The organism is Salinivibrio sp. ML323, from assembly GCF_001995745.1.
GTDB lineage: Bacteria > Pseudomonadota > Gammaproteobacteria > Enterobacterales > Vibrionaceae > Salinivibrio > Salinivibrio kushneri.
Map to the genome: position 1 here is coordinate 22,153 of NZ_MUES01000022.1, position 21,816 is coordinate 43,968.

21 protein-coding genes are annotated in these 21,816 nt (G+C 49.2%); 7 read left to right on the forward strand and 14 right to left on the reverse strand.

The window, feature by feature from the left end; all coding sequences use genetic code 11:
• Nucleotides 1–166: 166 nt before the first annotated feature.
• The 3 genes from BZG13_RS11680 (at nt 167) to BZG13_RS11690 (ending at nt 3,878) form a co-directional block, all read left to right on the forward strand.
• Nucleotides 167–1,159: a LacI family DNA-binding transcriptional regulator gene (locus tag BZG13_RS11680; protein WP_077486747.1), complete on the forward strand. Its 993-nt coding sequence runs from the start codon at nt 167–169 to the stop codon at nt 1,157–1,159.
• A gap of 101 nt (nt 1,160–1,260) precedes the next feature.
• Nucleotides 1,261–2,958, forward strand: coding sequence for a glycoside hydrolase family 32 protein (locus tag BZG13_RS11685; protein WP_077486748.1), 1,698 nt, complete (start codon nt 1,261–1,263; stop codon nt 2,956–2,958).
• Nucleotides 2,959–3,182: 224 nt separating this feature from the next.
• Nucleotides 3,183–3,878, forward strand: a complete 696-nt coding sequence (locus BZG13_RS11690) for a VC0807 family protein (RefSeq protein WP_077486749.1) — start codon at nt 3,183–3,185, stop codon at nt 3,876–3,878.
• Between the two features lie 64 nt (nt 3,879–3,942).
• On the opposite strand, the gene BZG13_RS11695 is transcribed toward BZG13_RS11690, so the two are convergent.
• The 8 genes from BZG13_RS11695 to BZG13_RS11730 all read right to left on the reverse strand — a co-directional run bounded on the left by BZG13_RS11695 (nt 3,943) and on the right by BZG13_RS11730 (nt 10,760).
• Nucleotides 3,943–4,158: a TIGR02450 family Trp-rich protein gene (locus BZG13_RS11695; RefSeq protein ID WP_077486750.1), complete on the reverse strand. Its 216-nt coding sequence runs from the start codon at nt 4,156–4,158 to the stop codon at nt 3,943–3,945.
• 105 nt (nt 4,159–4,263) lie between these two features.
• On the reverse strand, nt 4,264–4,632 hold the full coding sequence (gene rcsF, locus BZG13_RS11700; RefSeq protein WP_158074895.1) for an Rcs stress response system protein RcsF: 369 nt from the start codon (nt 4,630–4,632) through the stop codon (nt 4,264–4,266).
• Between the two features lie 302 nt (nt 4,633–4,934).
• On the reverse strand, nt 4,935–6,140 hold the full coding sequence (locus BZG13_RS11705; protein WP_077486752.1) for a DUF533 domain-containing protein: 1,206 nt from the start codon (nt 6,138–6,140) through the stop codon (nt 4,935–4,937).
• Between the two features lie 183 nt (nt 6,141–6,323).
• The gene (locus BZG13_RS11710; protein WP_077486753.1) at nt 6,324–6,875 is read right to left on the reverse strand and encodes a YfbU family protein; all 552 of its coding nucleotides are present in this window, start codon (nt 6,873–6,875) and stop codon (nt 6,324–6,326) included.
• Nucleotides 6,876–6,886: 11 nt separating this feature from the next.
• Complete coding sequence (locus tag BZG13_RS11715) at nt 6,887–7,447, reverse strand: hypothetical protein (RefSeq protein WP_077486754.1); 561 nt, start codon at nt 7,445–7,447, stop codon at nt 6,887–6,889.
• 30 nt (nt 7,448–7,477) lie between these two features.
• Nucleotides 7,478–8,335: a hypothetical protein gene (locus BZG13_RS11720; protein WP_077486755.1), complete on the reverse strand. Its 858-nt coding sequence runs from the start codon at nt 8,333–8,335 to the stop codon at nt 7,478–7,480.
• A 401-nt stretch (nt 8,336–8,736) separates the two neighbouring features.
• Nucleotides 8,737–9,573, reverse strand: coding sequence for an S-formylglutathione hydrolase (gene fghA, locus BZG13_RS11725; RefSeq protein ID WP_077486756.1), 837 nt, complete (start codon nt 9,571–9,573; stop codon nt 8,737–8,739).
• Between the two features lie 38 nt (nt 9,574–9,611).
• Nucleotides 9,612–10,760 (reverse strand): S-(hydroxymethyl)glutathione dehydrogenase/class III alcohol dehydrogenase, encoded by a 1,149-nt coding sequence (locus BZG13_RS11730; RefSeq protein WP_077486757.1) that lies wholly within the window; start codon nt 10,758–10,760, stop codon nt 9,612–9,614.
• A gap of 142 nt (nt 10,761–10,902) precedes the next feature.
• On the opposite strand from BZG13_RS11730, the gene BZG13_RS11735 reads away from it, so the two are divergent.
• Nucleotides 10,903–11,799: a LysR family transcriptional regulator gene (locus BZG13_RS11735; protein ID WP_077486758.1), complete on the forward strand. Its 897-nt coding sequence runs from the start codon at nt 10,903–10,905 to the stop codon at nt 11,797–11,799.
• An 81-nt stretch (nt 11,800–11,880) separates the two neighbouring features.
• On the opposite strand, the gene BZG13_RS11740 is transcribed toward BZG13_RS11735, so the two are convergent.
• The 4 genes from BZG13_RS11740 to BZG13_RS11755 form a co-directional block, all read right to left on the reverse strand.
• Nucleotides 11,881–13,485 (reverse strand): methyl-accepting chemotaxis protein, encoded by a 1,605-nt coding sequence (locus BZG13_RS11740; RefSeq protein WP_077486759.1) that lies wholly within the window; start codon nt 13,483–13,485, stop codon nt 11,881–11,883.
• Nucleotides 13,486–13,742: 257 nt separating this feature from the next.
• Nucleotides 13,743–14,780, reverse strand: coding sequence for a DUF2955 domain-containing protein (locus tag BZG13_RS11745; RefSeq protein ID WP_069362292.1), 1,038 nt, complete (start codon nt 14,778–14,780; stop codon nt 13,743–13,745).
• Nucleotides 14,781–14,793: 13 nt separating this feature from the next.
• Nucleotides 14,794–15,852: an HlyD family secretion protein gene (locus BZG13_RS11750; RefSeq protein ID WP_077486760.1), complete on the reverse strand. Its 1,059-nt coding sequence runs from the start codon at nt 15,850–15,852 to the stop codon at nt 14,794–14,796.
• A gap of 25 nt (nt 15,853–15,877) precedes the next feature.
• Nucleotides 15,878–16,351: a MarR family winged helix-turn-helix transcriptional regulator gene (locus tag BZG13_RS11755; RefSeq protein ID WP_077486761.1), complete on the reverse strand. Its 474-nt coding sequence runs from the start codon at nt 16,349–16,351 to the stop codon at nt 15,878–15,880.
• A 203-nt stretch (nt 16,352–16,554) separates the two neighbouring features.
• Here BZG13_RS11755 and BZG13_RS11760 point away from each other — a divergent pair, with 203 nt between their 5' ends.
• The gene (locus tag BZG13_RS11760; protein ID WP_077486762.1) at nt 16,555–17,844 is read left to right on the forward strand and encodes an alpha/beta fold hydrolase; all 1,290 of its coding nucleotides are present in this window, start codon (nt 16,555–16,557) and stop codon (nt 17,842–17,844) included.
• A 417-nt stretch (nt 17,845–18,261) separates the two neighbouring features.
• Entirely contained in the window at nt 18,262–19,656 is a 1,395-nt protein-coding gene (gene clcA / locus BZG13_RS11765) for a H(+)/Cl(-) exchange transporter ClcA (RefSeq protein WP_077486763.1), read from the forward strand.
• On the opposite strand, the gene BZG13_RS11770 is transcribed toward clcA, so the two are convergent.
• Both BZG13_RS11770 and BZG13_RS11775 read right to left on the reverse strand, forming a co-directional pair.
• Nucleotides 19,650–20,336, reverse strand: coding sequence for a substrate-binding periplasmic protein (locus BZG13_RS11770; protein ID WP_131825401.1), 687 nt, complete (start codon nt 20,334–20,336; stop codon nt 19,650–19,652). The two genes, clcA and BZG13_RS11770, sit on opposite strands and share 7 nt — an antisense overlap.
• Before the next feature lie 97 nt (nt 20,337–20,433).
• Nucleotides 20,434–20,958, reverse strand: a complete 525-nt coding sequence (locus BZG13_RS11775; protein WP_077486765.1) for a TetR/AcrR family transcriptional regulator — start codon at nt 20,956–20,958, stop codon at nt 20,434–20,436.
• A gap of 102 nt (nt 20,959–21,060) precedes the next feature.
• Here BZG13_RS11775 and BZG13_RS11780 point away from each other — a divergent pair, with 102 nt between their 5' ends.
• Nucleotides 21,061–21,582, forward strand: coding sequence for an HPP family protein (locus BZG13_RS11780; protein ID WP_077486766.1), 522 nt, complete (start codon nt 21,061–21,063; stop codon nt 21,580–21,582).
• Nucleotides 21,583–21,816 lie beyond the last annotated feature (234 nt).

Consider the following 21,816-nt stretch of genomic DNA (forward strand, 5'->3'; position numbering starts at 1 on the left):
AAGCATCAAGTATGAGGGCTAATCGCTGTGAGATCGATCAGTAAACCACCGCGTAACTCTCACCTTAAACGTGACTTAAATCACTAAATAAGGGGTTTTTACGGTGCTATGTTTGCAAAGGATCCGTAAATGGAACGATCATGGCACTCTCAGCAAAGGAGAACCCATGGCTAGCTTGAATGATGTCGCCCGTTTAGCGGGTGTTTCCAAATCCACTGTGTCGCGTGTAATTAACCAAGAGTATGGCGTAAAACCCGCGACGATTGAGAAGGTGAATCGCGCCATTGAGCAATGCGGCTATGTGGTCAACCAAATCGCTAAGGATTTAAAATCCAGTAAAACCAATCTCATTGGCGTGATTGTGCCGCGTGTTTCCTCACATGCGATGTCAGCCAGTGTCGATGGTCTTAGCCATGCATTTGATCTAAAAGGGAAACAAGTGCTTCTGGCCAATACTCGGCAAGATGACGCCCGTATTTGTCATTACCTTGATTTGTTCAATCAAAAACGGGTCGAAGGGATTTTGCTGTTTGCTTCTACGCTCAACCCTACCGTCGTACAAGCAATCAAACGCTCGAGTGCACCGGTGGTGGTGATTGGCCAAGACGGCTCACCCTATAACATTCCCAGCGTGATCCATGATGATTACCGGGTGGGGTTTTGTGCCGGCGAACAACTGATTAACGCCGGTTGCCGACAGGTGGGTTTTCTGGGGGTACAAGCCGAAGATATTGCCGTTGATCAGCAGCGTTATCAAGGCCTTGAGAGCGCATTGACCACATTGACCCAAACGGCTCCCTTGTTCCATTACCAAGGCCAGTTCTCAATTCAATCAGGCTATGTCGCCATGACCGCTATGCTAGCGCAATATCCTGATCTTGACGGCGTATTTTGTGCCACCGACCGTATCGCCATTGGCGCTATTCAAGCCTTACAAGCACAAGGGATTACGCCAGGGCAAGGCGTGAAATTGATTGGCGTGGGCGATGATGAGCTTGCCCAAGTGGTATCGCCAAGCTTATCCACGTTTAACTATGCCTTTGATGCAGCAGGAGAAAGTGGTGCCAAAATGCTGCTCGAGTTACTAGAAACCGGACAAAGTCATGTATCCAAATTGGTGATGGGCTTTAACTATATTAGCCGCGCCACCTGCCCTTAACATCGCGATCGTTAAGCCAATACAGAGAAATTTTACTTGCGCCAACACCGTCTTATTCGCTATTTTTGGAACGTTCCCGAAAATAAAACTGGTACGGATAGATGGAAATAACCCTAACAGGTTTGGTAGACACATGTGGTGGCACCGACAATGTACGCCGCGTATTGCGTCATCAAGAGAAGGTGATCATTGAGCTAAGCGCGCTTGAGCGTGTCAATCAAGACGCCTTACCCATCCATGCGGTTGACGTGTCGCTGCGCCAAATCACGCTTGATCAGCCAATCGATGAAGGTGTGCTCGCTGCATTGGGACGCCTTATCGACCAAAACCTGCGTGAACAAGCCGCGCCTCGCTACTCTTCAATCAGCAAGACAGACTTCCATCGTCCAACTTGGCATATCAGTCCCCCTCAAGGGCTGCTCAATGACCCCAATGGCTTTATCTACTTTCAAGGGCACTATCACCTTTTTTATCAGTGGTACCCGTTTGCCTGCGAGCACAAAGATAAATTCTGGGTGCATTTAATCAGCYCTGATGGGGTGCAATGGCATACCGCGCCGCTCGGCCTTACCCCCAGTGATTGGTATGACAGCCATGGCGTATTTTCAGGCCACGCCATGGTGATGGATGACGCCCTCTGGCTTTATTACACTGGCAACACCCGTATTGGCCCCGAGCGTTTGCGCCAAACCACCCAGTGTGTGGCACGCTCAACCGATGGTATTCACTTTGAGAAGCTCGGCCCAGTGATTGATGCCCCACCGGCTGGCATCACCGAGCATATTCGCGACCCCAAAGTCATCCATGACGGCCAATACTATCGAATGCTGCTGGGTGCGCAACGTGAAGACCAAATAGGTCGCCTGGCGCAATACTCCTCCGTCGATGGTCTTACGTGGCACTATGACGGACTAAGCGGTGATAGCTTGGGAGAGCATGGTTATATGTGGGAGTGCCCGGATTTGTTCCAATTAAGCGATCAATGGCTCTGTATTCTCTGCCCACAAGGCAGCCCATCACCGACGCCCGATCATCACGTGCCACACCACAACGGTTACGCCAAAGCCACGCTAGAAGCGGACGGCATTACGCTTGATAACTGGCAAGTGCTGGATCATGGGTTTGATTTTTACGCCCCGCAGACGGCGCAAACTCCTGACAATAAACGCATGCTCATTGCTTGGATGGGTCTCCCAGACGAAATTGAACAACCCAGTCAAAGTGCGGGCTGGTTGCATCAGTTAACCTGTCCTCGCGAGTTACACTGGGAAAATGGGCAACTTTATCAGCGCCCTGCCACCGCGCTACAAAGCTTAAGAGGCCCTCAGCAACTTTTGCTTATTAACACCGAATGCCACTCAACCACGGTGGATTTAGGCACCAAGCAGTTTGAGCTCAGTACCAGTCTACCCATTCCAAAAAGCGGACAATACACTCTGTATTTTCACAGTCGCAGTGGCATTGCTTCTCATAGGACATCGACGGAGCCGTCTGGTTGTGCCCTCACCATTGACGGCAACAATCGCACCCTAACGCTTGATAGAAGTACAAGCCTCGCCACGGAAGGAGACACGCGTCGCTGTATTCACTTGCCTGAGCAGTTGGAAAAGTTACCGCTACAAGTCCTCGCCGATACCAGCTCACTGGAGTTCTTTATCGCCGGCGGCCAATGGACGATGACCACCCGTTACTTTAGCGCTATTGATGCGACCTTTTTAGCGCTGACACGTGACCACCACGACACGCCTTTGCCAAAACAGATTGATTGGTATGCGTTGAAAAACGCCAGTGTTAGGTAAGTAGATGGGGATGTGAGAATAAAGGCAGGGCTCTCGCCAAGAAGCATTGCCCCAGTGGCCCTGAAGAGGGGGTTACCTTTAACCGCTCACTGGCATTGCTTCCTTGGGTTTCACACATAGTTACACAACGGTGCGCTTTTGCGCTTTACATCGATCGCGGGTCGATGAACACTGCTTGGCAGAGTATAATGGCAACCGATATCACCTAGAGTTAGTCACACATTATGAGCAATACCACCGCGAAAAAGCCGAGTCCCCTGTTTGAAATCCTGTTCAACGTTTTCATCCCCTCGATCATCTTGATGAAGTTGAGCGGCGATGAATACCTAGGTACAGCCACGGCACTGGTCGTCGCTTTGGCTTTTCCTCTCGCTTACGGCGGGATGGATCTAGTCCGTAACCAGAAATTCAATTTTATTGCAGCACTGGGTTTTATCAGCGTGTTACTGACCGGTGGGATTGGCCTACTCGAGCTCGATACCCGTTGGTTAGCCTTAAAAGAGGCGCTGATCCCCGGCATTATTGGCTTGGCGGTGTTAGGGTCAACCTTTACCCGCTACCCACTGATGCAGAAGTTAATACTGAATGACACCGTGCTCAACCTCTCGTTGATCAATCAGCGGTTAAAAGAGAGCGGGCAATCCGACGCCTTTGAGCGTTGTTTGATGTGGTCTAACTATCTATTCGCCAGCACCTTTGTGTTCTCATCGGCGATGAACTATTTCCTTGCCACGTGGATTGTCACCAGCCCTGCCGGCACGCCCGCGTTTAATGAAGAGTTAGGCAAGATGACGCTGTACAGCTACCCGATGATTGCTATCCCTAGCATGTTGATGATGTTCGGCATCTTTTACTACATATGGCGTCAGATACGCGCGATGACAGCGCTAGAAACAGAGCAAATCTTCCACCTGAAATAACAAACGCCACGCGCGATGTTCAGAACAGATCAAAAAAAGGGAGGATAGCCTCCTCCCTTTAATATCACTTCCACCCTTGACGCCACTTCTCGTCACTTTTGAGCTCACGCCAGTCAATCGGATATTCTTTTTTCGACAGCACTGACTCGAGCACGCACAACACCACTGTACCCTCTTCATCATACTCAACGTCGGAGACCAAAAAGTGCTTCTCGCGATTAATGGGTTTGACCGCCGTCCACTTGCTATTGTGTAACTTGGCTGGATTGATTTGGTTCACGACTGCCCCGTTAGATACTGCATCGGTTAAAAATAACGATCCCCATTACGAACGTGGTTCGGTTTGGTTCAATGGCTGGGGTTGGTGTAACTCGTTGAGAATAAACTACTCGAGACGCGCAGCTTCACCGATACAGACCCAAGACTCCCAACAGTTATTACCCCAATCTACTGACGCATCCTGAGAGCAAGTAGGGTACAATACAGCATTGGCTCCTAGCTGAACAGCCTTTATCTTCAATTGAGTCATCGCTGCTTGTTCTGAAGTATCTCCACTAAATGCTGATCCTTTGCAAGAAATACCTTTTATTTTTCCTTTAGAGACATAATTTAAAGAACCAGGGTTTTGGATGATTTCGATTTCATTCATCGCTTTTATCTGCGTCAAAGATAAATCATCAACACGCTCGACCTGACCAAATCCGGCACAGCCTGTCAAAAATAAAACCAACAATGGTAATAGAACTTTCTTCATTATTTCCCCCATTTTAACTCGTTCCCACGCTCCTGCGTGGGAATGCATATGGATTTTGAATCATGGGCACAATCCGCCACAAGATCACCGAACGGCACTTGATCTCTGTTCTAACACTCGCGGACAACGTCAATACCTTTAGCGAACAAGCCCTAGCCAGCGTAACGTTACACAGGTTATGGTGCTGTTTGTGTTTGAATGATAGCTAGATATGCATTCCCACGCGGGAGCGTGGGAACGAGAAATTTTTTTACAAGAAAATAGAAAGTCAACTGCGCGATGCTTTCTATTATTCATTACACCTACGCTAACTCGAATACTACCTCATACATTTTCTCTGAGGATTCAAATATTTCGCTTTTTCTATCAAGTGCACTTTTTGCTTCAGAAGAAACTTTTATTAGCTTGCATTTTGCAGCTACCTGTGCGGAAAAAATTATATTCCTTTGGGACTCTGTACTAATTGATTTCTTAAAATATCGAAGCTTGTTTTCACTAAAACAGCTTCTCACAAACTCTGTTAAATCTGGGTCATGTTGTAGCCACGCGGACTGCCTTAGAATTTCTTTTTCTGGTGAAACAAATCTTGACTTAAGCTTGTTCATTAAACTAGCTTCACTACCAGAAAACTCGTATACAATCACTTTATTATCCAGAGTAGAATATACATTGGACGCTCCAACTTCTGAGGCGATGCTACCTGAGACGGCTTTATGACTCACTCCCGCATTGATTTCTATGTCAGTAGAAGTGCTTTCTGAACGTTTACTATCAGAGAATATTGTAACTTTCTTTGCACCAGCATTTCTCGCTGCATTTACTAGCTCTGTATCTTGATTGGTAAGAAAGGAGTCGTCAAAGAATTCACTAATTGGAATTAGCTCTTTGAGTGGGCTTTTCATGTGGGCTGGGTGCACTACTAAAAACTCATTAGGAAGAGCTTTATCCAATAGATAACCATCAAGTTTTACACCAGGCTCTAAGTAATCTAAAGATAAGGTACTTTTCTTATTTTCATCATCTGTAAGCATAAATAGCTTTTGGTCTGGCACCCCCTGAAACATCAAGTTACATCTATACAAGAATGCTTTTTCACAGTCAGTATGCTGGTTGTCTGCACCAATAATGTCTTCAATAATCTTGATCCAACTGTCATGCGCAATATCATTAATGACTTCCCATCGACGTTGTAGCTCGTCCATATCGCACGGGGCTTCGATTTGTAGACTTCTTAGAAATTCGCAATCTTCATATTTAGAAACTTGATACTCGATATAGTCATTTATTACTTTTTCTTCTTCTTCACTAATATTACCATCAGCGTGAGCAGCAGCCGTAGCAAGCTTAACCATAAAATCTAGTTCTTGCTGCTTTTCTTTCCTTAATTGAGGTTTTTTAGGCCTCATCTCATCATTATCGTTCGTTTTTTCTTCATCGTCCATGAAATAATTATAGGCAGCGACCAAACCAGCCCCAACCCCTGCGGCTGCTATTAATGGTAATGGCATTTATAACTCCTTAATATACGCGTTAAGTATCAGCTTATTGTATGGGTAAAAATCCTGTAAAAATAGAGCTCAGTTTCATATGCTTAGCCAACAATAAATATAACGTACAGCAAAGCTGGCACATAATTTTTCAACAGTTTTAGTGGCAGGTTTGAAGTCCGACAGCAGCCACTTATTAGGTCTTTATCTATTTTCTGGATGAACTCTTTCTTTCAGGATTTCGGCAATATTTTGTGCAGAAAGAGGCTGAAAATTCAAATTTTTAAAAATCGGTTTAAACACTGAAAGCATCCGACGATATGAATCTATCGAAGGGCAATGTGAGTTAAAATCACGCCCTTTAAACTCTTCAAATCTATCTAGGTCATTTACTAAAAATGAAGCTGTACCCATATATTCGGTCTCATTATTTCCATCGAATCCGGGGAATTTAGGGTCTTTACCAAATGGAGAAGCTTCTCTTTCAACGAACTCTTTAGATTCATTAGAGAGGTTTTCATAACTTCTTTCTATCATGCTCCACATATCTAAAACATCAAGGACTTCCTTCACAACTTCGGGAGTTTCTTGTTCCTCAAAAGGTATTCCTACATATTTCCAAGGAATGCTCCAAGTGTTATTTGAGAAGATCGCGGAGCGAATAAAGTCTGGCTCTACCTCACCCTCAACACCAAGCTTGTCATATAATTCACTAAGCATTAAAAGGATTAGCTTTTCACCATCTGTAATTTTCATATTTTTACCCTTTAATTTTTAGCAACATTTTCTTTCTTTTCATCAGAAAGCTGTTTCACGAATGGCATGAAGCTATTAATTTTATAGTAAATGCTTTTTCCTGATTCTTTTTTCTCTTCAAATGACTTCGCCTCTGAAAGCGATTCGATATCAGGGTGCAACTGCTCACACAATTCCTTTGCTTTGTTTTCAAAGAAGTCAGTGAAATGAGAACTATGCTCGTTTATGAACCTTGAGTACTCTTCTACCTCTTTTGCGATTGAGCCACAGTTTACGCCCCTTAGTAGCGACTGATTACAAGATGGCCCAACCTTCGAGACAACTTTCAGTATTCTGCTAGTTTCCACATGAACGTGAGACACCTCGACAATCTTTCTTCGTTCTACTATCTCGCCTTTAACATTTTCGGCCTTTGTTGCGGCATTAGAAGCTTTACGCGCTTCAATAAAGGCCCAAACAGCAGCCGCTATAGATGCTAGCGATCCAATAACTGATATCCATGTTTGAATTGTGCTCAATTCTTGAATTCCTCTTTGGGCATAACGCTGAGCGAAGCGGCGGCTGAAAGCCATCCTCCTTACGCGTCTTGTTGGGTTTGAGACTTAAAACGGGATATCCGAGAGCTCGAGATTGAAATCAAATTCATGGTCATAGTTCCCGTCAGTTGTCTCTAGTCTGATGATGCCTCGACCACCTATATTGGTGCTGTCAGGTATTTCGTCACCGTTCCATGCCCTTGCGATGACCCTCTTCGCCTGAAGTCGAATCTGGGACCATCCACCCGCACCGAGCTTTGAAGCCGGCGGTGTAATCAAATATCGTCGTTTAAAAGGCTTTATATCGGCCTCTGAAAATGGACAGTCTTTCCCTTCTTGAGTAATACGCCAATCATTGCCAGCGTAAAGGTATGTCGCTGAAATTTCGGGAGAATACTTGTTTGTTTTATTATGGAGATCGATAGTGAAATTGATGATAGCTTCTGATAAATGCTCGGTATTGGATAGGTAGCCCGTTGGCGGTTTAACGTCGACTTGGATCTTGCTACTAGTACGTGCTTCTGATTCAGCTTTTGCCCACTCAATATTTTTTTCTAGTTCGGATTTGAGGTAAGAAATTGAATCACCGTAAACGACATGGCGACGATGCTTCAGATCAAAGGGTATATCGTCAGCATTTTTGGTCAGTAGGATGTAAATCTTATCTCTTGCATGGGCGTACCCTAATTCGTAAAAAACGTTGGGGTTCCTGTCTGATAAGTCAGCAATTACGAAATCCGCTACATCAATTTGTCTGTAGATGCGGTCCAGCATCCCTTCATTAAATAACTGCTCATCTAAGCGCTGTGCTAAGACATCACAATTTTCGGAAGCCTCTTTAATTCCAAGCTTATAGACATCTTCGAATTCACTGCTGAAGGGCATTAGTACAAAGGCAAAAGGTTTAGTTTTCTGGTGACTCAAAACATCCTCCTAGTCAAACCCAACATTGTATTCGCATGCATGCTCGATTTATCAAAACCGTTATACGCCACGTCTTATCCATAACCAAATGATACTAATGAAGTTTTTTATCTTTATCACTAAGTCCTCAGAGGTGATAGTATGCACGCCGCCTATCTCCACTCGGGCATTCACTCTACCCCCAAGCGTTAATCTGTAACCATCCATCCACTCACCACGCTACCGCCGATCAGTTATCGGCACCTAACACGCCATCTATTGGCTGATTTGCGGGTTAGTGTATCAAGCGCTGTTTTGCTTTTCGTGCGCTATTGTCTAAAGTGTTAGCCAAGCCATATTTTGTGAAATGGGTACAAAAAAAGCGGCCTGGGTGGCCGCTTGGGGTCTCGACGTGGTTTGCCCTACCGCGCAAAGCGGGTGGCGTGGAAGGCGAGGTGTTCATCAATAAAGGTACTGATGAAAAAGTAGCTGTGGTCGTAACCAGGTTGCATGCGCAAGGTAAGCGGGGAGTTGTGTTTCTCTGCCGCTTGTTTCAGGGCTTGCGGGTTAAGCTGCTCGGCCAAAAAGCCGTCGTTGTCGCCTTGGTCCACCAGCATCGGCATGGCGGTGGGGCCTTGGGCGAGTAACACGGTGGCATCGTAGGCTTGCCATGTTTGTTCGTCATCACCTAAATAGGCACTAAAGGCCTGTTTGCCCCACGGGCACTCGGTGGGATGACAAATCGGGCTGAACGCGGAAATGCTGCTGTAGCGTGAGGGGTTACGCAAACCAATCACTAACGCGCCGTGGCCGCCCATGCTGTGTCCGGCAATCGCGCGCTGGTTGTTGACCGCAAAATGCGATTCAATCAGCTCCGGTAGTTCGTTGGCAACGTAGTCGTACATCTGGTAGTGCGACTGCCATGGCGCTTGGGTGGCATTGACATAAAACCCCGCCCCTTGGCCGAGATCGTACTGATTGGCGTCGGCCACGCCCTCGCCGCGTGGGCTGGTGTCTGGCGCCACAATCGCCATGCCCAAGGTGGCGGCTTGTTTAAACGCGCCGGCCTTTTGCATAAAGTTTTCGTCAGTGCAGGTCAGGCCCGAAAGCCAATAAAGCACCGGCACAGGTTGTTCTTTCGCTTTCTCTGGCAGAAAGATCGCAAACGTCATTTTGCCGTTGATGGCGCTTGAGTCATGCTGCCAACGTTGATGCCAACCGCCTGCGACTTTGTTTTCGCTTATTTTTTCTAGTTGCATGGTTATTTTACCACCGCGTTGCCACGGCGGCCGTCCTGTTATTGGTCCATATGGATCACGCTGCGAATGCTTTTGCCTTCGTGCATCAGGTCAAAGGCACGGTTCACTTCATCAAGGCCCATGGTGTAGCTAATGAATTCTTGCAGGCCAAACTCACCATCGAGGTAACGCTCGACAATGCCGGGTAGCTCTGAGCGGCCTTTAACGCCACCAAATGCCGAGCCTTTCCAGACGCGCCCTGTCACCAGCTGGAACGGACGGGTCGAAATCTCTTGGCCCGCACCGGCAACACCAATGATCACTGACTCGCCCCAGCCTTTGTGGCAGCATTCCAGCGCTTGACGCATCACATCAACATTGCCGATACATTCAAACGAGTAATCGACGCCGCCGTCAGTCATCTCCACAATCACTTGCTGGATTGGCTGGTCATAATCTTGCGGGTTAATCACATCGGTGGCACCCAGCTGCTTGGCAAGGGTGAATTTGCTCTCATTAATATCAATGCCGATGATGCGGCTCGCGCCGGCCATACGTGCGCCGATGATGGCTGACAGGCCAATGCCACCTAAACCGAAAATCGCCACTGTGTCGCCTTTTTCTACTTTGGCGGTATTCATCACCGCGCCCATGCCGGTGGTGACACCACAGCCAAGCAAGCAAACTTCTTCCAGCGGCGCGGCTTTGCTCACTTTCGCCAATGAGATCTCGGGCAATACGGTGTATTCCGAGAAGGTCGAGCAGCCCATGTAGTGGAAAATGGTCTCGCCGTTAATCGAAAAGCGTGAGGTGCCATCTGGCATCAGGCCTTTGCCTTGGGTTTCACGCACTGCGCCACACAGGTTGGTTTTGCCAGATTGGCAGAATTTACACTCACCACATTCGGCGGTGTAAAGCGGGATCACATGGTCGCCCACTTCCACGCTGGTGACGCCCTCGCCGACCATTTCAACAATCCCGCCGCCTTCGTGGCCGAGAATCGAGGGGAAGACGCCTTCAGGATCGTCGCCCGATAAGGTGAACGCGTCGGTATGGCACACACCAGTGGCGACGATTCTGACCAACACCTCACCCGGCTTAGGCAGTTCAACGTCGACCTCTTCCATTTTCAGTGGCTGGCCTGGCCCCCAGGCAACCGCGGCTTTAGATTTGATATGTGTTTGTCCTGGCTGGATGGTTAGTGCCATTGAAGGTTCCTTTCTGTGCTTGTTAATTGCGTACCTGACTATGCTAACCAAGTTAGATTTAGTTATAATCCCGCAAATTTGAAAATTATTATTTCACTCACGTAATAATGTATATGGGTGAATAATGACAGGATAGACAGCAATGGCGCCCCATTGGGAAGGACTTAACGAATTTTTATCGGTCGCCGAGCATGGCAGCTTCACGCAAGCGGCCAATAAACTCGATACCACGGTGGTGTCAGTCAGTCGCCGGGTGGCTGCGCTCGAGGCGTATTTGGGGGTGAAGCTGTTTCATCGTACCACCCGCAAAGTGTCACTCACCGACGAAGGGGAACTTTATTATCAACGCTGCCGACCGCTGATCGCGGCGTTGGTGGATGCCGAACAAACCATTACCCAGGCTCAGTCGTTACCCGCGGGGCAGATTCGTGTCACCGCACCGGTAAACTTTGGTGAGCAATATATTGCCCCTTTACTTGCGCCATTTTTAACCGCTTACCCGCAAGTGTCGATCGATTTACACCTGACTAACCGACGCGTGGATCTAACCGATACTGGCACCGATGTGGCGATCCGCATTGGTCACTTACCCGACTCGAGCCTTAAGGCAAAACGGTTGGGATCGCGCCAATTAACCATCTGTGCCAGCCCTGGCTATTTAGCCGCTCATGGCTATCCTGATTCACCCAGTGCACTCAGTCGCCATACCTGTTTGGTGGGATCAAATGAACATTGGCATTATCAAAGCAGCGGTAAAATTCGCACACTGACCGTATCGGGAAAGTTACGCTGTAACTCTGGTGTGGCCTTACTGGATGCGGCCAAGCACGGTTTAGGATTGGCGCAACTGCCACATTATTACGTGCAATCCGCGTTGGTAAGCGGCGAGTTGGAAGAAGTATTAACCGATTATCGGGTGGACGATGAGGGCATTTGGGCGCTGTATCCAAGTGGGCGTCAATTGCAACCCAAGATAGCCGCCTGGCTGGCATATCTTGCCGAGCACTTACCCGCCCAGCAGCTACGAACCGGTGTTTAGTAACCTCTGCTTTTTTGATGATTAAGCAAAAAAATCGCCAGCACAGGGCTGGCGATTAAGGTTACTGGGGTACACGCTGAATTAGTCGCGCGCCGCCCGCAATGTGTTCTCGGTGGGTTTAATTGCCGAGATTTTGAATGCGCCGACATGGTGGTCCAAGGTGCGTGCCAAACCGGCCAAGTCTTGGCTGCTGGCTTCTAAACTATGGCTATCATCCAGCCCTGCTTGCGCCGCTTGGTTAACCGTATCCATATTGACGTTGATTTCATTGGCCACGCTCGATTGCTCTTCGGTCGCCGTTGCCACATGGGTGTTCATGTCCAAGATGGTGCTGACTTGCGTAGCAATGCTTTCCAGTGCGGTCAGTGCTTGCTCAGTAGCACGGTTGCCTTCGGTAGTCAGCGCCTTGCTGGTATCCATGGCATCAACCGCGTTTTTCGCTTCTTGCTGAAGGTGATCAATGGTTGATTGAATCTCTTCGGTCGATTGCGAGGTTTTAGTCGCCAGGCTGCGCACTTCATCAGCCACCACCGCAAAGCCACGTCCCGCTTCGCCCGCGCGTGCTGCCTCAATGGCTGCGTTCAAGGCAAGCAAGTTCGTTTGCTCGGAGATCCCGCGAATTACATCCAGAATCGACACAATGGATTGGGTGCGTTCGGCCAGCGAGGTGATCACCGTCGACATATTGTCCATCTCAGTGTCGAGCTGGTTAATCGTCGCGGTTGCTTCGCTCAAGGTTTGCTTACCGGCTTCGGTTTCGCTGTTCGCCGATGAGGCCGAGTCCGCCGCGCTAGACGCACTTTGCGAGATCTCATTAATGGTGGCGATCATTTCGTTCATTGAGGTGACCACCAGCAAGGCTTGTTCGCTTTGCGACTCGCCACGTTTTAGTGAGTGCGCCGCTTTATCACGCAGCGATTCAGCCGAACGTCCCAGCTCTTCGCCGGTTTCCACCACATTGGCGATGATTTGGTCGATTTTTTCCACAAAGGTATTAAACGCCACCGAAATCCGGGTAATTTCGTTGTTACCAGTGACAGGCAAGCGCACCGTTAAATCGCCATCGCCTTTAGAGATATCAGTCAGCGCATCCTCGAGGCCTTTTAGTGGCGCGAATAAACGGCCTAATAGCCATACCAACACCAGGGTACAACCGACAAAAATCAAGCCAATCGCGGTAAGCTGGGCAATGGCGATACCATTAGCAGCGCTGTCTACCTCAGTAATCGGGATGCCAACATCAAACGCGCCCCACAGGCGGCCATCGACATAAACCGGCATCATGATGTCGTATACCCACACCTCTTGCACATCGGCATACCAGCGAGAATGCTGCGGTTGGCCTTGGCCAGCCCCGGCGACGGTATAGTTATCGCTATACACCTTGCCAAGCTTTTGGGTGTCGCTGTGAGCGATGGCTTTGATGTTTTTATCAATCATCACCGCATAGCTGATGTCGTCTCGACCTTTAAGATCGGACACCATGTCTTGCAGATCAGCGGTAGGCGTGGAGGAGTTTTCTAAGATGTATTCCGCACGGTCGGCAAGTAGCTCAGCCTGTGCTTGCGAACGTTTAAGAATAATGTTGTCTATCTCGTCATGCGAGATAAAGGTAGTGGCCGTGATGCTTGCAATGGCGGCCACCGCAAACATGGCACAGACCACGATCAAAATGAGTTTTTTCACTACGCTGCCTTGTTAAATGATGGGGAAGGACTAAAGCCGTCACAACCGGCGCGTAATGTGCCGAAAAATTCAGTGTCGAACAGTATGAGAGACGGCTGACTTCCTCTCTGTACATAATTGTTAAACAGAATCATAGCGACAGGTCGGAGGAGAAACAAGCGATACCTCGCAAAAGTCAAATTAGGATGAGATGTTTACCGCAAAAATAATCACTATTAATTGACTAAAGCGAGGAAGGTATTCGGTCGTTCATACGCTTACGCGGCACCAAACCGGGTCGCGGAAAAGCAGTTAAGCAGCTTATGCACCATAAAACACAACATCAAGGTGAGCACAATCGCTACCAGGTTACTACTCACTCTGTATAAGGCATCATACATAAAGTCTTGGTTGGGGCTTAAGTATTGCCCGAATAAGATCCCAAGCGTAGCCATGGCACCAAACCCCACACCTGAGCCCCCGGCCTCTTTTAAGTGCGCTTTGGCAAACAGCATGGTGCCTATCCATAACAGCGGGATCACTAAAATCAGCACGTTAAACCAATCATATAAAATGACTTGGCAGCCAATGCCGTAAGCGACGCCGAGCACTGTGCCTATCGCCCGTTTTCGGGCATAGCTGAGCGAGCCATTCCAGTGCATCGGAAACAGCAACAACACAGTGGTGGCTTGCGCTGAAATCGAATCGCGCAAATCAAATAACTGAAAGATGAAAAACGAGACCGTCGCCAAGGTCGCGCCCATTAGCGCTTCGTGGCGCATCCGGTGCGATTGTTTTCCCCCTGCCGGTGCAGCTGGTGGCTGACGCGGCGTCACATCGGGAATTAACCAGGTCACTAAATACGCCACCGCGACCGATAACACATTGGCGCCCAGGTTACCAAAGATTAAGGTGTTAATGGGTAAATCGGGATAGCTGGCAAAGTGCAGCATAATGCTGAGGCTTAAAACACTGTTGGCCCCAAAGAGGAAAAAGCGCCCTTTGGACATACAGGCAAACTTATAGGTGAAGAGCAAGAACACCAGCGGTGTCATTAACCCAGGATGCGCGCCAAACAATCCCCCTAGCAGCCCGACCTCTATCCCACTGATCACCGCCGAGGCGAGCAATTGCCGTGCAGCGCGACCGTTAATCACTGGGACAAGCCCAAGCAACAACATCGGCGTGACAGTAAAAAACACTCCGAAGCTAAAACCGAAAAACTTACACACCGCAAAACCGAGCGTCGCACCTGTGGCAATGCGCGCGCACTGGCGCACATCGTTATCGCTTAAGGGGTGATGCCATAACCTCATCGTCAGCTCCCCCTTAGTAGATGTAGTGCAGCATACTCAAAAAGCCGACTTGCGCGCTGGCCAGCCACTGCGTCACCGCGCTTTCAGGCATTATCTGAACCGTGGCGCGTGCGCCTGTTGGCAAGGCGTGATCAGGCCATTCGTCGAGTTGAATGTGTAGACGCATTCGCTGTGCATCACGCACCCAGCGGTTGGAGTTTGAAGGCGACGCCAGTTGGCCATTGGCGTCGATTTGTCCGGCACTGACTCCGGCATCAACACTGCTCACGTGTCCCGCGTACAGTTTGCCCGGCTCGCTATCAAATGTGACATTCACTGCGGTACCCGTCTGTACATCGCGCACACTTTTTTCACGAAAATCGGCAATCACATCGGCGCGCTCAGACACCAAGGCCATCAGCGGTTTGCCCGCACTGGCATACGCCCCCACATCCAGCTGCAAGTTCGTCACCACCCCATCATGGCTGGCTTTAACGGTAGTGTAGGATTGATTCAATTGCGCTTTCTTTAACTTACTCAGCGCCACTTGTTCAGCGATATTGCTCGCACCATCGCCACCGCGTTGGATCTGGAGGGCACTCACACGCGCTTTCGCCGCTTCCCATTTGGCGCGAGCGGTATTAGCGGCGCTGATCGCATCATCACGCTGCTGCTGAGAGACGCCATTTTTGGCAAACAAGGCTTTTAAACGTTTGGCTTCACGCGCTTTTTGTGCCAAGACCGATGCCAACGCTGAGACATCTTGCCGCGCAGCCATTAGTGAGGCATCCAACTGGGCGTTCGTTTGTCTCGCTTGGGCCAGGGCGAGCTTGGCTTGGTCGACGGCGATACGATAAGGCGCACGCTCAATTTTAAATAGTACATCGCCTTTTTGAACGCGCTGGTTGTTTTCTACTGCCAAGGCGCTAACCGGCCCACTGACTTGCGGGGCCACTTTAGTCACGGTGCGTGTCACCATCGCATGGGGCGTTAGTGGCATCAGGTTATCTGCCGCCAAAAAGTAGCCAAAGATCAACACAAAACTGAGGGCGGCCACTTTTACCCAACGCGCAAATTTTTCATCTGGTGTCATTCGTCTTTCTTACCTCTATTACTTATTATTCTGTGCCGTGGTCATCTGCGGTGGTGGCGGTATAGTCCATCGCATTTTGATTAATAGTGACTAACACCCGCTCCAAGGCATCAAAATCTTCAGCCGCGATACCCGAGAGCAAATGCTTGCGCACCCGCAATACCCGCGCTTCGATGCGAGACATGAGTTCACTGCCACTGGCGGTGACATGCACGGTACGGGTGCGCTTATCCTCGGGCGAGCAGCGCCGTGTGATCAGCCCCTGCGCTTCCAAATGCTTCAAGGTGCGCATTAACGAACCCAGTTCAATTTCCAGCGCCAGTGCCAATTCACTTTGGCTGATGCCATCTCCCAATCGACGCAACATCCAAAGCGCACTCCAGCGCGGATAGCTCAGCCCCAGAGGTTCAAGCTCTGAATTCGCCACACGGCGCCATAATCGCGCCGTGCGCCCTAAGTGCTCAGCGATAGACATGTGTTCGGGATTGGGCGATGTCATCGAGTTTTCCTTCCATCGTGAAAATACTTAGCAGGCTAAGTAATACCAGGCTGGTACTATAAAATAGTTAGCAGGCTAAGTAAATAGAAAGGTGATGTGCATCACAAAAAAGTGACAGGCTGGCTGAGGGAAACGTGCTCGCTGCTCCCCGCCATCTCTGGTAATCTATCGTGCGTCATCTTTTTGTTTGTAAAGGAATTACCATGCACGATTTGTGGGATCGCCACCTCCGTTATCGCAGCCATCATGTTGATGTACCGCTGGATCATAGTGACATTGATAGCCCCTCAATCTCGATTTTCGCCCGCGAAGTGGTTGATACACGTAAAAATGAACAAGACTTACCCTGGCTGGTGTATTTCCAAGGTGGTCCTGGCATGGAGTCACCCCGCCCTAATGGTGCGAGCGGTTGGTTAAAACGGGCACTAGACGATTACCGCGTGTTGTTGCTCGACCAACGCGGCACGGGCTTAAGCTCGCCGGTAAATCACCAAACGCTTGCCCACCTCACAGCCGCCGAGCAAGCGGACTACCTGAGCCATTTTCGTGCCGATAGCATCGTGAAAGACGCCGAGTGTTTACGCGAGGCGTTAGGCATCAAGCAATGGGCGATCCTGGGTCAAAGCTTTGGTGGGTTTTGTGCACTTACCTATTTGTCGTACTTTCCGCAATCGCTGTCGCGCGCCTTCGTCACTGGCGGCATTCCACCGATTGAAGGACATGCCGATGCGGTATATCAAAAAACCTATCAGCGGGTGGAGGACAAAAACCAGCAGTTTTTCGCCCAATTCCCGGACGCACAAGCCCGCTGTCACGAGATTGCCCAGTATCTGCAAAACAATGCGGTGACACTGCCAAACGGTCAGCCGTTTACGGTGGAGCAGTTCCAAACCATTGGCCTAAATCTCGGTCGCGGTCATGCCGGGCTGCCGCTTTATTATTTGCTGGAACGTGCGTTTATTGAGGTGAATGGCGAGCGTGTGCTGAGCTATCCATTCCTTGATGCGATGCAGGCAGAACAAGGGTATTTAACCAATCCGTTCTACGCTATTTTGCATGAATCGATTTACTGCCAGCAGCAGGCGTCGCAGTGGTCAGCCCATCGGGTACGCGATCAGTTCCCGCAGTTCCACTACCAGCCCGACCAACCTTTCCGCTTTACCGGTGAAATGGTCTATCCATGGATGTTTGACCAACTCGCCACGCTCAAACCACTCAAAGACGCCGCCATGCTACTGGCGGGAAAAACCGATTGGCCGGCGCTTTATGATCTCGAGGCACTCAAGCACAACACGGTGCCGCTCGCCTGTGCCACCTATGTAGATGATATGTTTGTCGAGTTCGATTATTCCCGTCAAACCTTGGCGAAGATTGCTAACAGCCAAGCGTGGATGACTAACGAGTACGAGCACAATGGCATTGGCGTCGATGGCGAGCGTATTTTGGATCGCTTAATCGATATCGGCGATAACCTAGCTGCCCTTCATGGTTAATGACGTCTTACTTTAGCGATAATGACGGCCATGCCTTAACGACTCAGGCATGGCCACACCGCTGTCTACTATCCGATCAGGCCAGAGCAGAAATTTTCAGCGCAACAAACTGTGATCTAATTCAAATCAATTATTGGCGCTGATAAAGCTGATACGCTAGTTGTTAATACGGTGCACACCGGTTAAACGTATAAAAATGTTCGCTTACGACTGTCTCATTAATGTATCGCTTACTCCCGCGGGTTTTGTCTTTATCACTGGGCAATGAAGCATCTGTCAAGCGCTTGCATGTTCCGTTAATTGGCGTAGTATAAATGCGTTCTCTCAGGGAACAGGACGTTCCCAGCACGATGTTGGCGTAGGAAGTCGTGCCACCGTACATCGTCACTTTTCTTTTCACACTTTGCGTTCACACAGATGAAAATTGTAAGTAAAACAGGCAAGAAGAGAGCCATCTTTTACRAATCTAGTGTTTTCTTTGATAAATTATGGTCTCGCGATAAAACGCCCGTTTCTATCCTTTTACTCGCGGTAGTCATTGGCTTTTTAGGTGGCGTGGTGGTCACCCTTTTCGAACTCGCCATCCATTCACTGTCTCAATCCAGAACCGACTGGCTAGACAGCAATATCAGCTCGATGCTCCCTTTAGGCGTGCTCGCGTTTCTCATTAGCGCAGGACTCGCCTTGGTCGGCTATTGGCTTGTCCATCGTTTTGCCCCTGAAGCGGCAGGGTCTGGTATCCCAGAAGTTGAGGGCGCGATGGAAGGCATTCGCCCCTCACGGTGGTGGCGAGTTATCCCGGTGAAATTTTTTGGCGGTTTAGGCGCGTTGGGCTCGGGGATGATTCTCGGCCGCGAAGGCCCAAGCGTGCAAATTGGTGCCAATATTGGCCGAATGGTCACCGATACCTGCCGCATCAAAGACAGAAACAGTAATCAAACACTGCTGGCCTCCGGGGCCGCAGCGGGGCTTGCGGCCGCTTTTAACGCACCACTGGCGGCGATCATGTTTGTGGTTGAGGAAATGCGACCGCAATTTCGCTATACCTTGATTTCAATTAAAGCGGTAATTATCGCCGCAATTGTCGCGGACATTGTTTTTCGGTATATCAATGGCCAAGAGGCAGTGATCGTGCTGCCACAATATGAAACCCCACCGCTCATTTCTCTTTGGTTCTTTCTCGCCCTCGGTTGCTGCTTCGGCGTGTTTGGCGTGTTGTTTAACTTTTTGATTATTCGCTTTCAGGATTTTTTCCAGCGCTTTTATCAAAAAAGCCAAACACGGATCTGGCTAGTCGGTGCCACCTTAGGTGGCTTTTTTGGTCTGCTACTTATCTACGCCCCTGAGCTGACCCATGGCGGGATTAACTTGGTGCCGGACTTCGTCACCCTCAATTATTCAATCAGTGCCCTGCTGTTTATCTTTATGGCGCGCACATTACTGACAGTGATTTGCTTTAGCTCGGGTGCGCCTGGGGGCATTTTTGCGCCCATGCTGGCGCTAGGCACCTTGTTAGGCACTGTTTATGGGTTAGTGGTTGCCAATATGTACCCAGAAATGGGCATAGAGCCGGGGATGTTTGCCATTGCTGGCATGGGTGCCTTATTTGCGGCCACGGTGCGCGCGCCGATTACCGGTATTTTGTTGGTGATTGAAATGACCAACAACTATTATCTGATTTTGCCGTTAATCATCACCACCCTCGGTGCCACCTTGGTCGCACAGTTGCTGGGCGGACAACCAATTTATACGGAGCTATTGCGTCGTAAAGTGCGCGAGCAGAAACTTCGGATAGAAAATGCATCTCAATGAGGGATGCCGTGTTTTTCGAGTAGAGCGGTTATTTCTCCGCTCTTTTTCATTTTGCGAACACTAGCGTTCAGTGGCTCAATAAGAGCTTGATGCCGCTGATGAATCGCCAAATAGATGGGGATGGACTCGATAGGGCTATCCCCCATGCGCACATTAGTTAGTTGCTCTTTTTCAATAATGCTTGCCACGCCCACATAAGCCACCATGGCTTGTACCCGATTGCTATTGACCATATTCAACGCGGCACGCTCACTCCTCGCACCGACCATTTCCCACTGGTACTTATCCGCAATCATTTGCGCTACTTGGTCACCAATCACTCCCACTACACGTTGATAGTCTTGAGGGTTGCCAACATATGTATGGCCAAACAGGTGATAACCGACGGAAAACAGTGATTCACTCGGATAAAGCGCCTGAGGCGTGTCCTGGTAGACCAACCGCGTGCGTCCAAAATCAATATCAATGATCCCTTTAGCGAGTGCATTCTCTGCCCGTGCTAACGGCATTTCTATCCAAGCGAGTTCGATTTGTGGGTCAACCGAGTCAAAAACCCGCTCGACGATCGCTTTAGTCGCGGATGACATTGCACCCGTATGATCGCGATATGCAACAGTGAGTGTGTTTGCCAGTCCACTCAACGGCAACCAGCAAACCATTAATATCCACCATCTCGTCACAGTGCCACCTCAAATCGTTTTCGCACTCTTAGAGATTAGAAGACGGAAAAGGCGACGTCCATATGCAACACGTGACGCTGTCACGAGGCATCGGTAGCTATGCACTCGAGAGAGGCTGCAATATCTTCAGACACGACGCGCGACTGGGTAACTCACCAAATTCGGCGCGCACGATCAGCCCCTCTAATAACGTCATCACGGTGTCGACATCCTCAGACCCGACAATGCCTTCAATCATATTGCGAATTTTGCGCTTATGCGCTTTGGCAATCGCTGTAACTTGGCTGTCTGTAGTGCTCTTAAATTCTCCAATCGCATGCATAAACATACAACCTTTGAAGTCGTCTTGTTTGAACCACGCCAGATGCCAATCGAGGAGCGCCATCAATTGGGCATCTTTATCCTGATGCGCATCAATAGCCTGCTGCAGCCCTTGTTCAAATCTTGTATGGCGCGCTTGCAGCACAGCCTCAATCAAGGCCGACTTAGCGCCAAAGTGCCGGTACATTGAGGTCTTTGAGACCGCGGCTTCATCACGGATTTTGTCGACGCCCACGGCGGTGTAACCAAACTGATTAAATAACGACTCGGCCACCGCCAAGATGTGATCGCGTTTGCTCATCATGCTCTCCAAAAAAGACTTGTCATAAAGTGTACCGATCTGTACTCTTCAAAACAATGTGTACAGATCGGTACACTTTATTCGACCATTGAAGGAGCGAGTATGAAACGACTAAAAGGTGGCGGTGCGTTACCGCCTAAACCCACTTGGATTCAACTGACAAAAGGCTTACTGGGAGGATTTTTTGGCATTCTCACCTTAACAATGCTGAATCAAACCACTGGCGTGCCTTGGCTGATGGCACCATTTGGCGCAACCTGTGTGATTTTATTTGCGGCACCTCAATCACCGCTCGCGCAACCGAGAAATGTGATTGTGGGTCACTTACTGACCGCCAGTGTGGGGCTGGCCATGTTGTATGGCGTAGGAAGTGAGAGTTGGATGATCGCACTGGCAGTTGGCCTTGCGATTATGCTGATGCAAGCCTGCCGTGCCGTTCACCCACCGGCAGGGGCAAATCCACTGGTAATCATGCTAGCGGGGACTCAAGTGGTAGGCATTGATTATTTATTTACGCCCGTGCTCGCAGGCAGTGTCGCACTGGTAACCATTGCAGCAGTGATCAACAACCTCGGTGAACCACATCATTGGCCTGTGTATTGGCATGGGATCAAGCGGGGCTAAAAGAACTCGGTTCCTGAGTCGTACAAGGCTCAGGAACCACTTTTAAAAGCTCAAGAAATTGGCGCCTTTTCTATGAGTACCGTCCCCGACGCATCCGACTCATCCGTAATAAAAATACAAGTGTGATATTTATCACTCTATGAATCATTATTAACCAGACTAGTAGTGTGATATTTATCACTCTAGTTTTTTATTTCACTATTCTAAAAAAATAAAGAGTGATCTGTATCACTA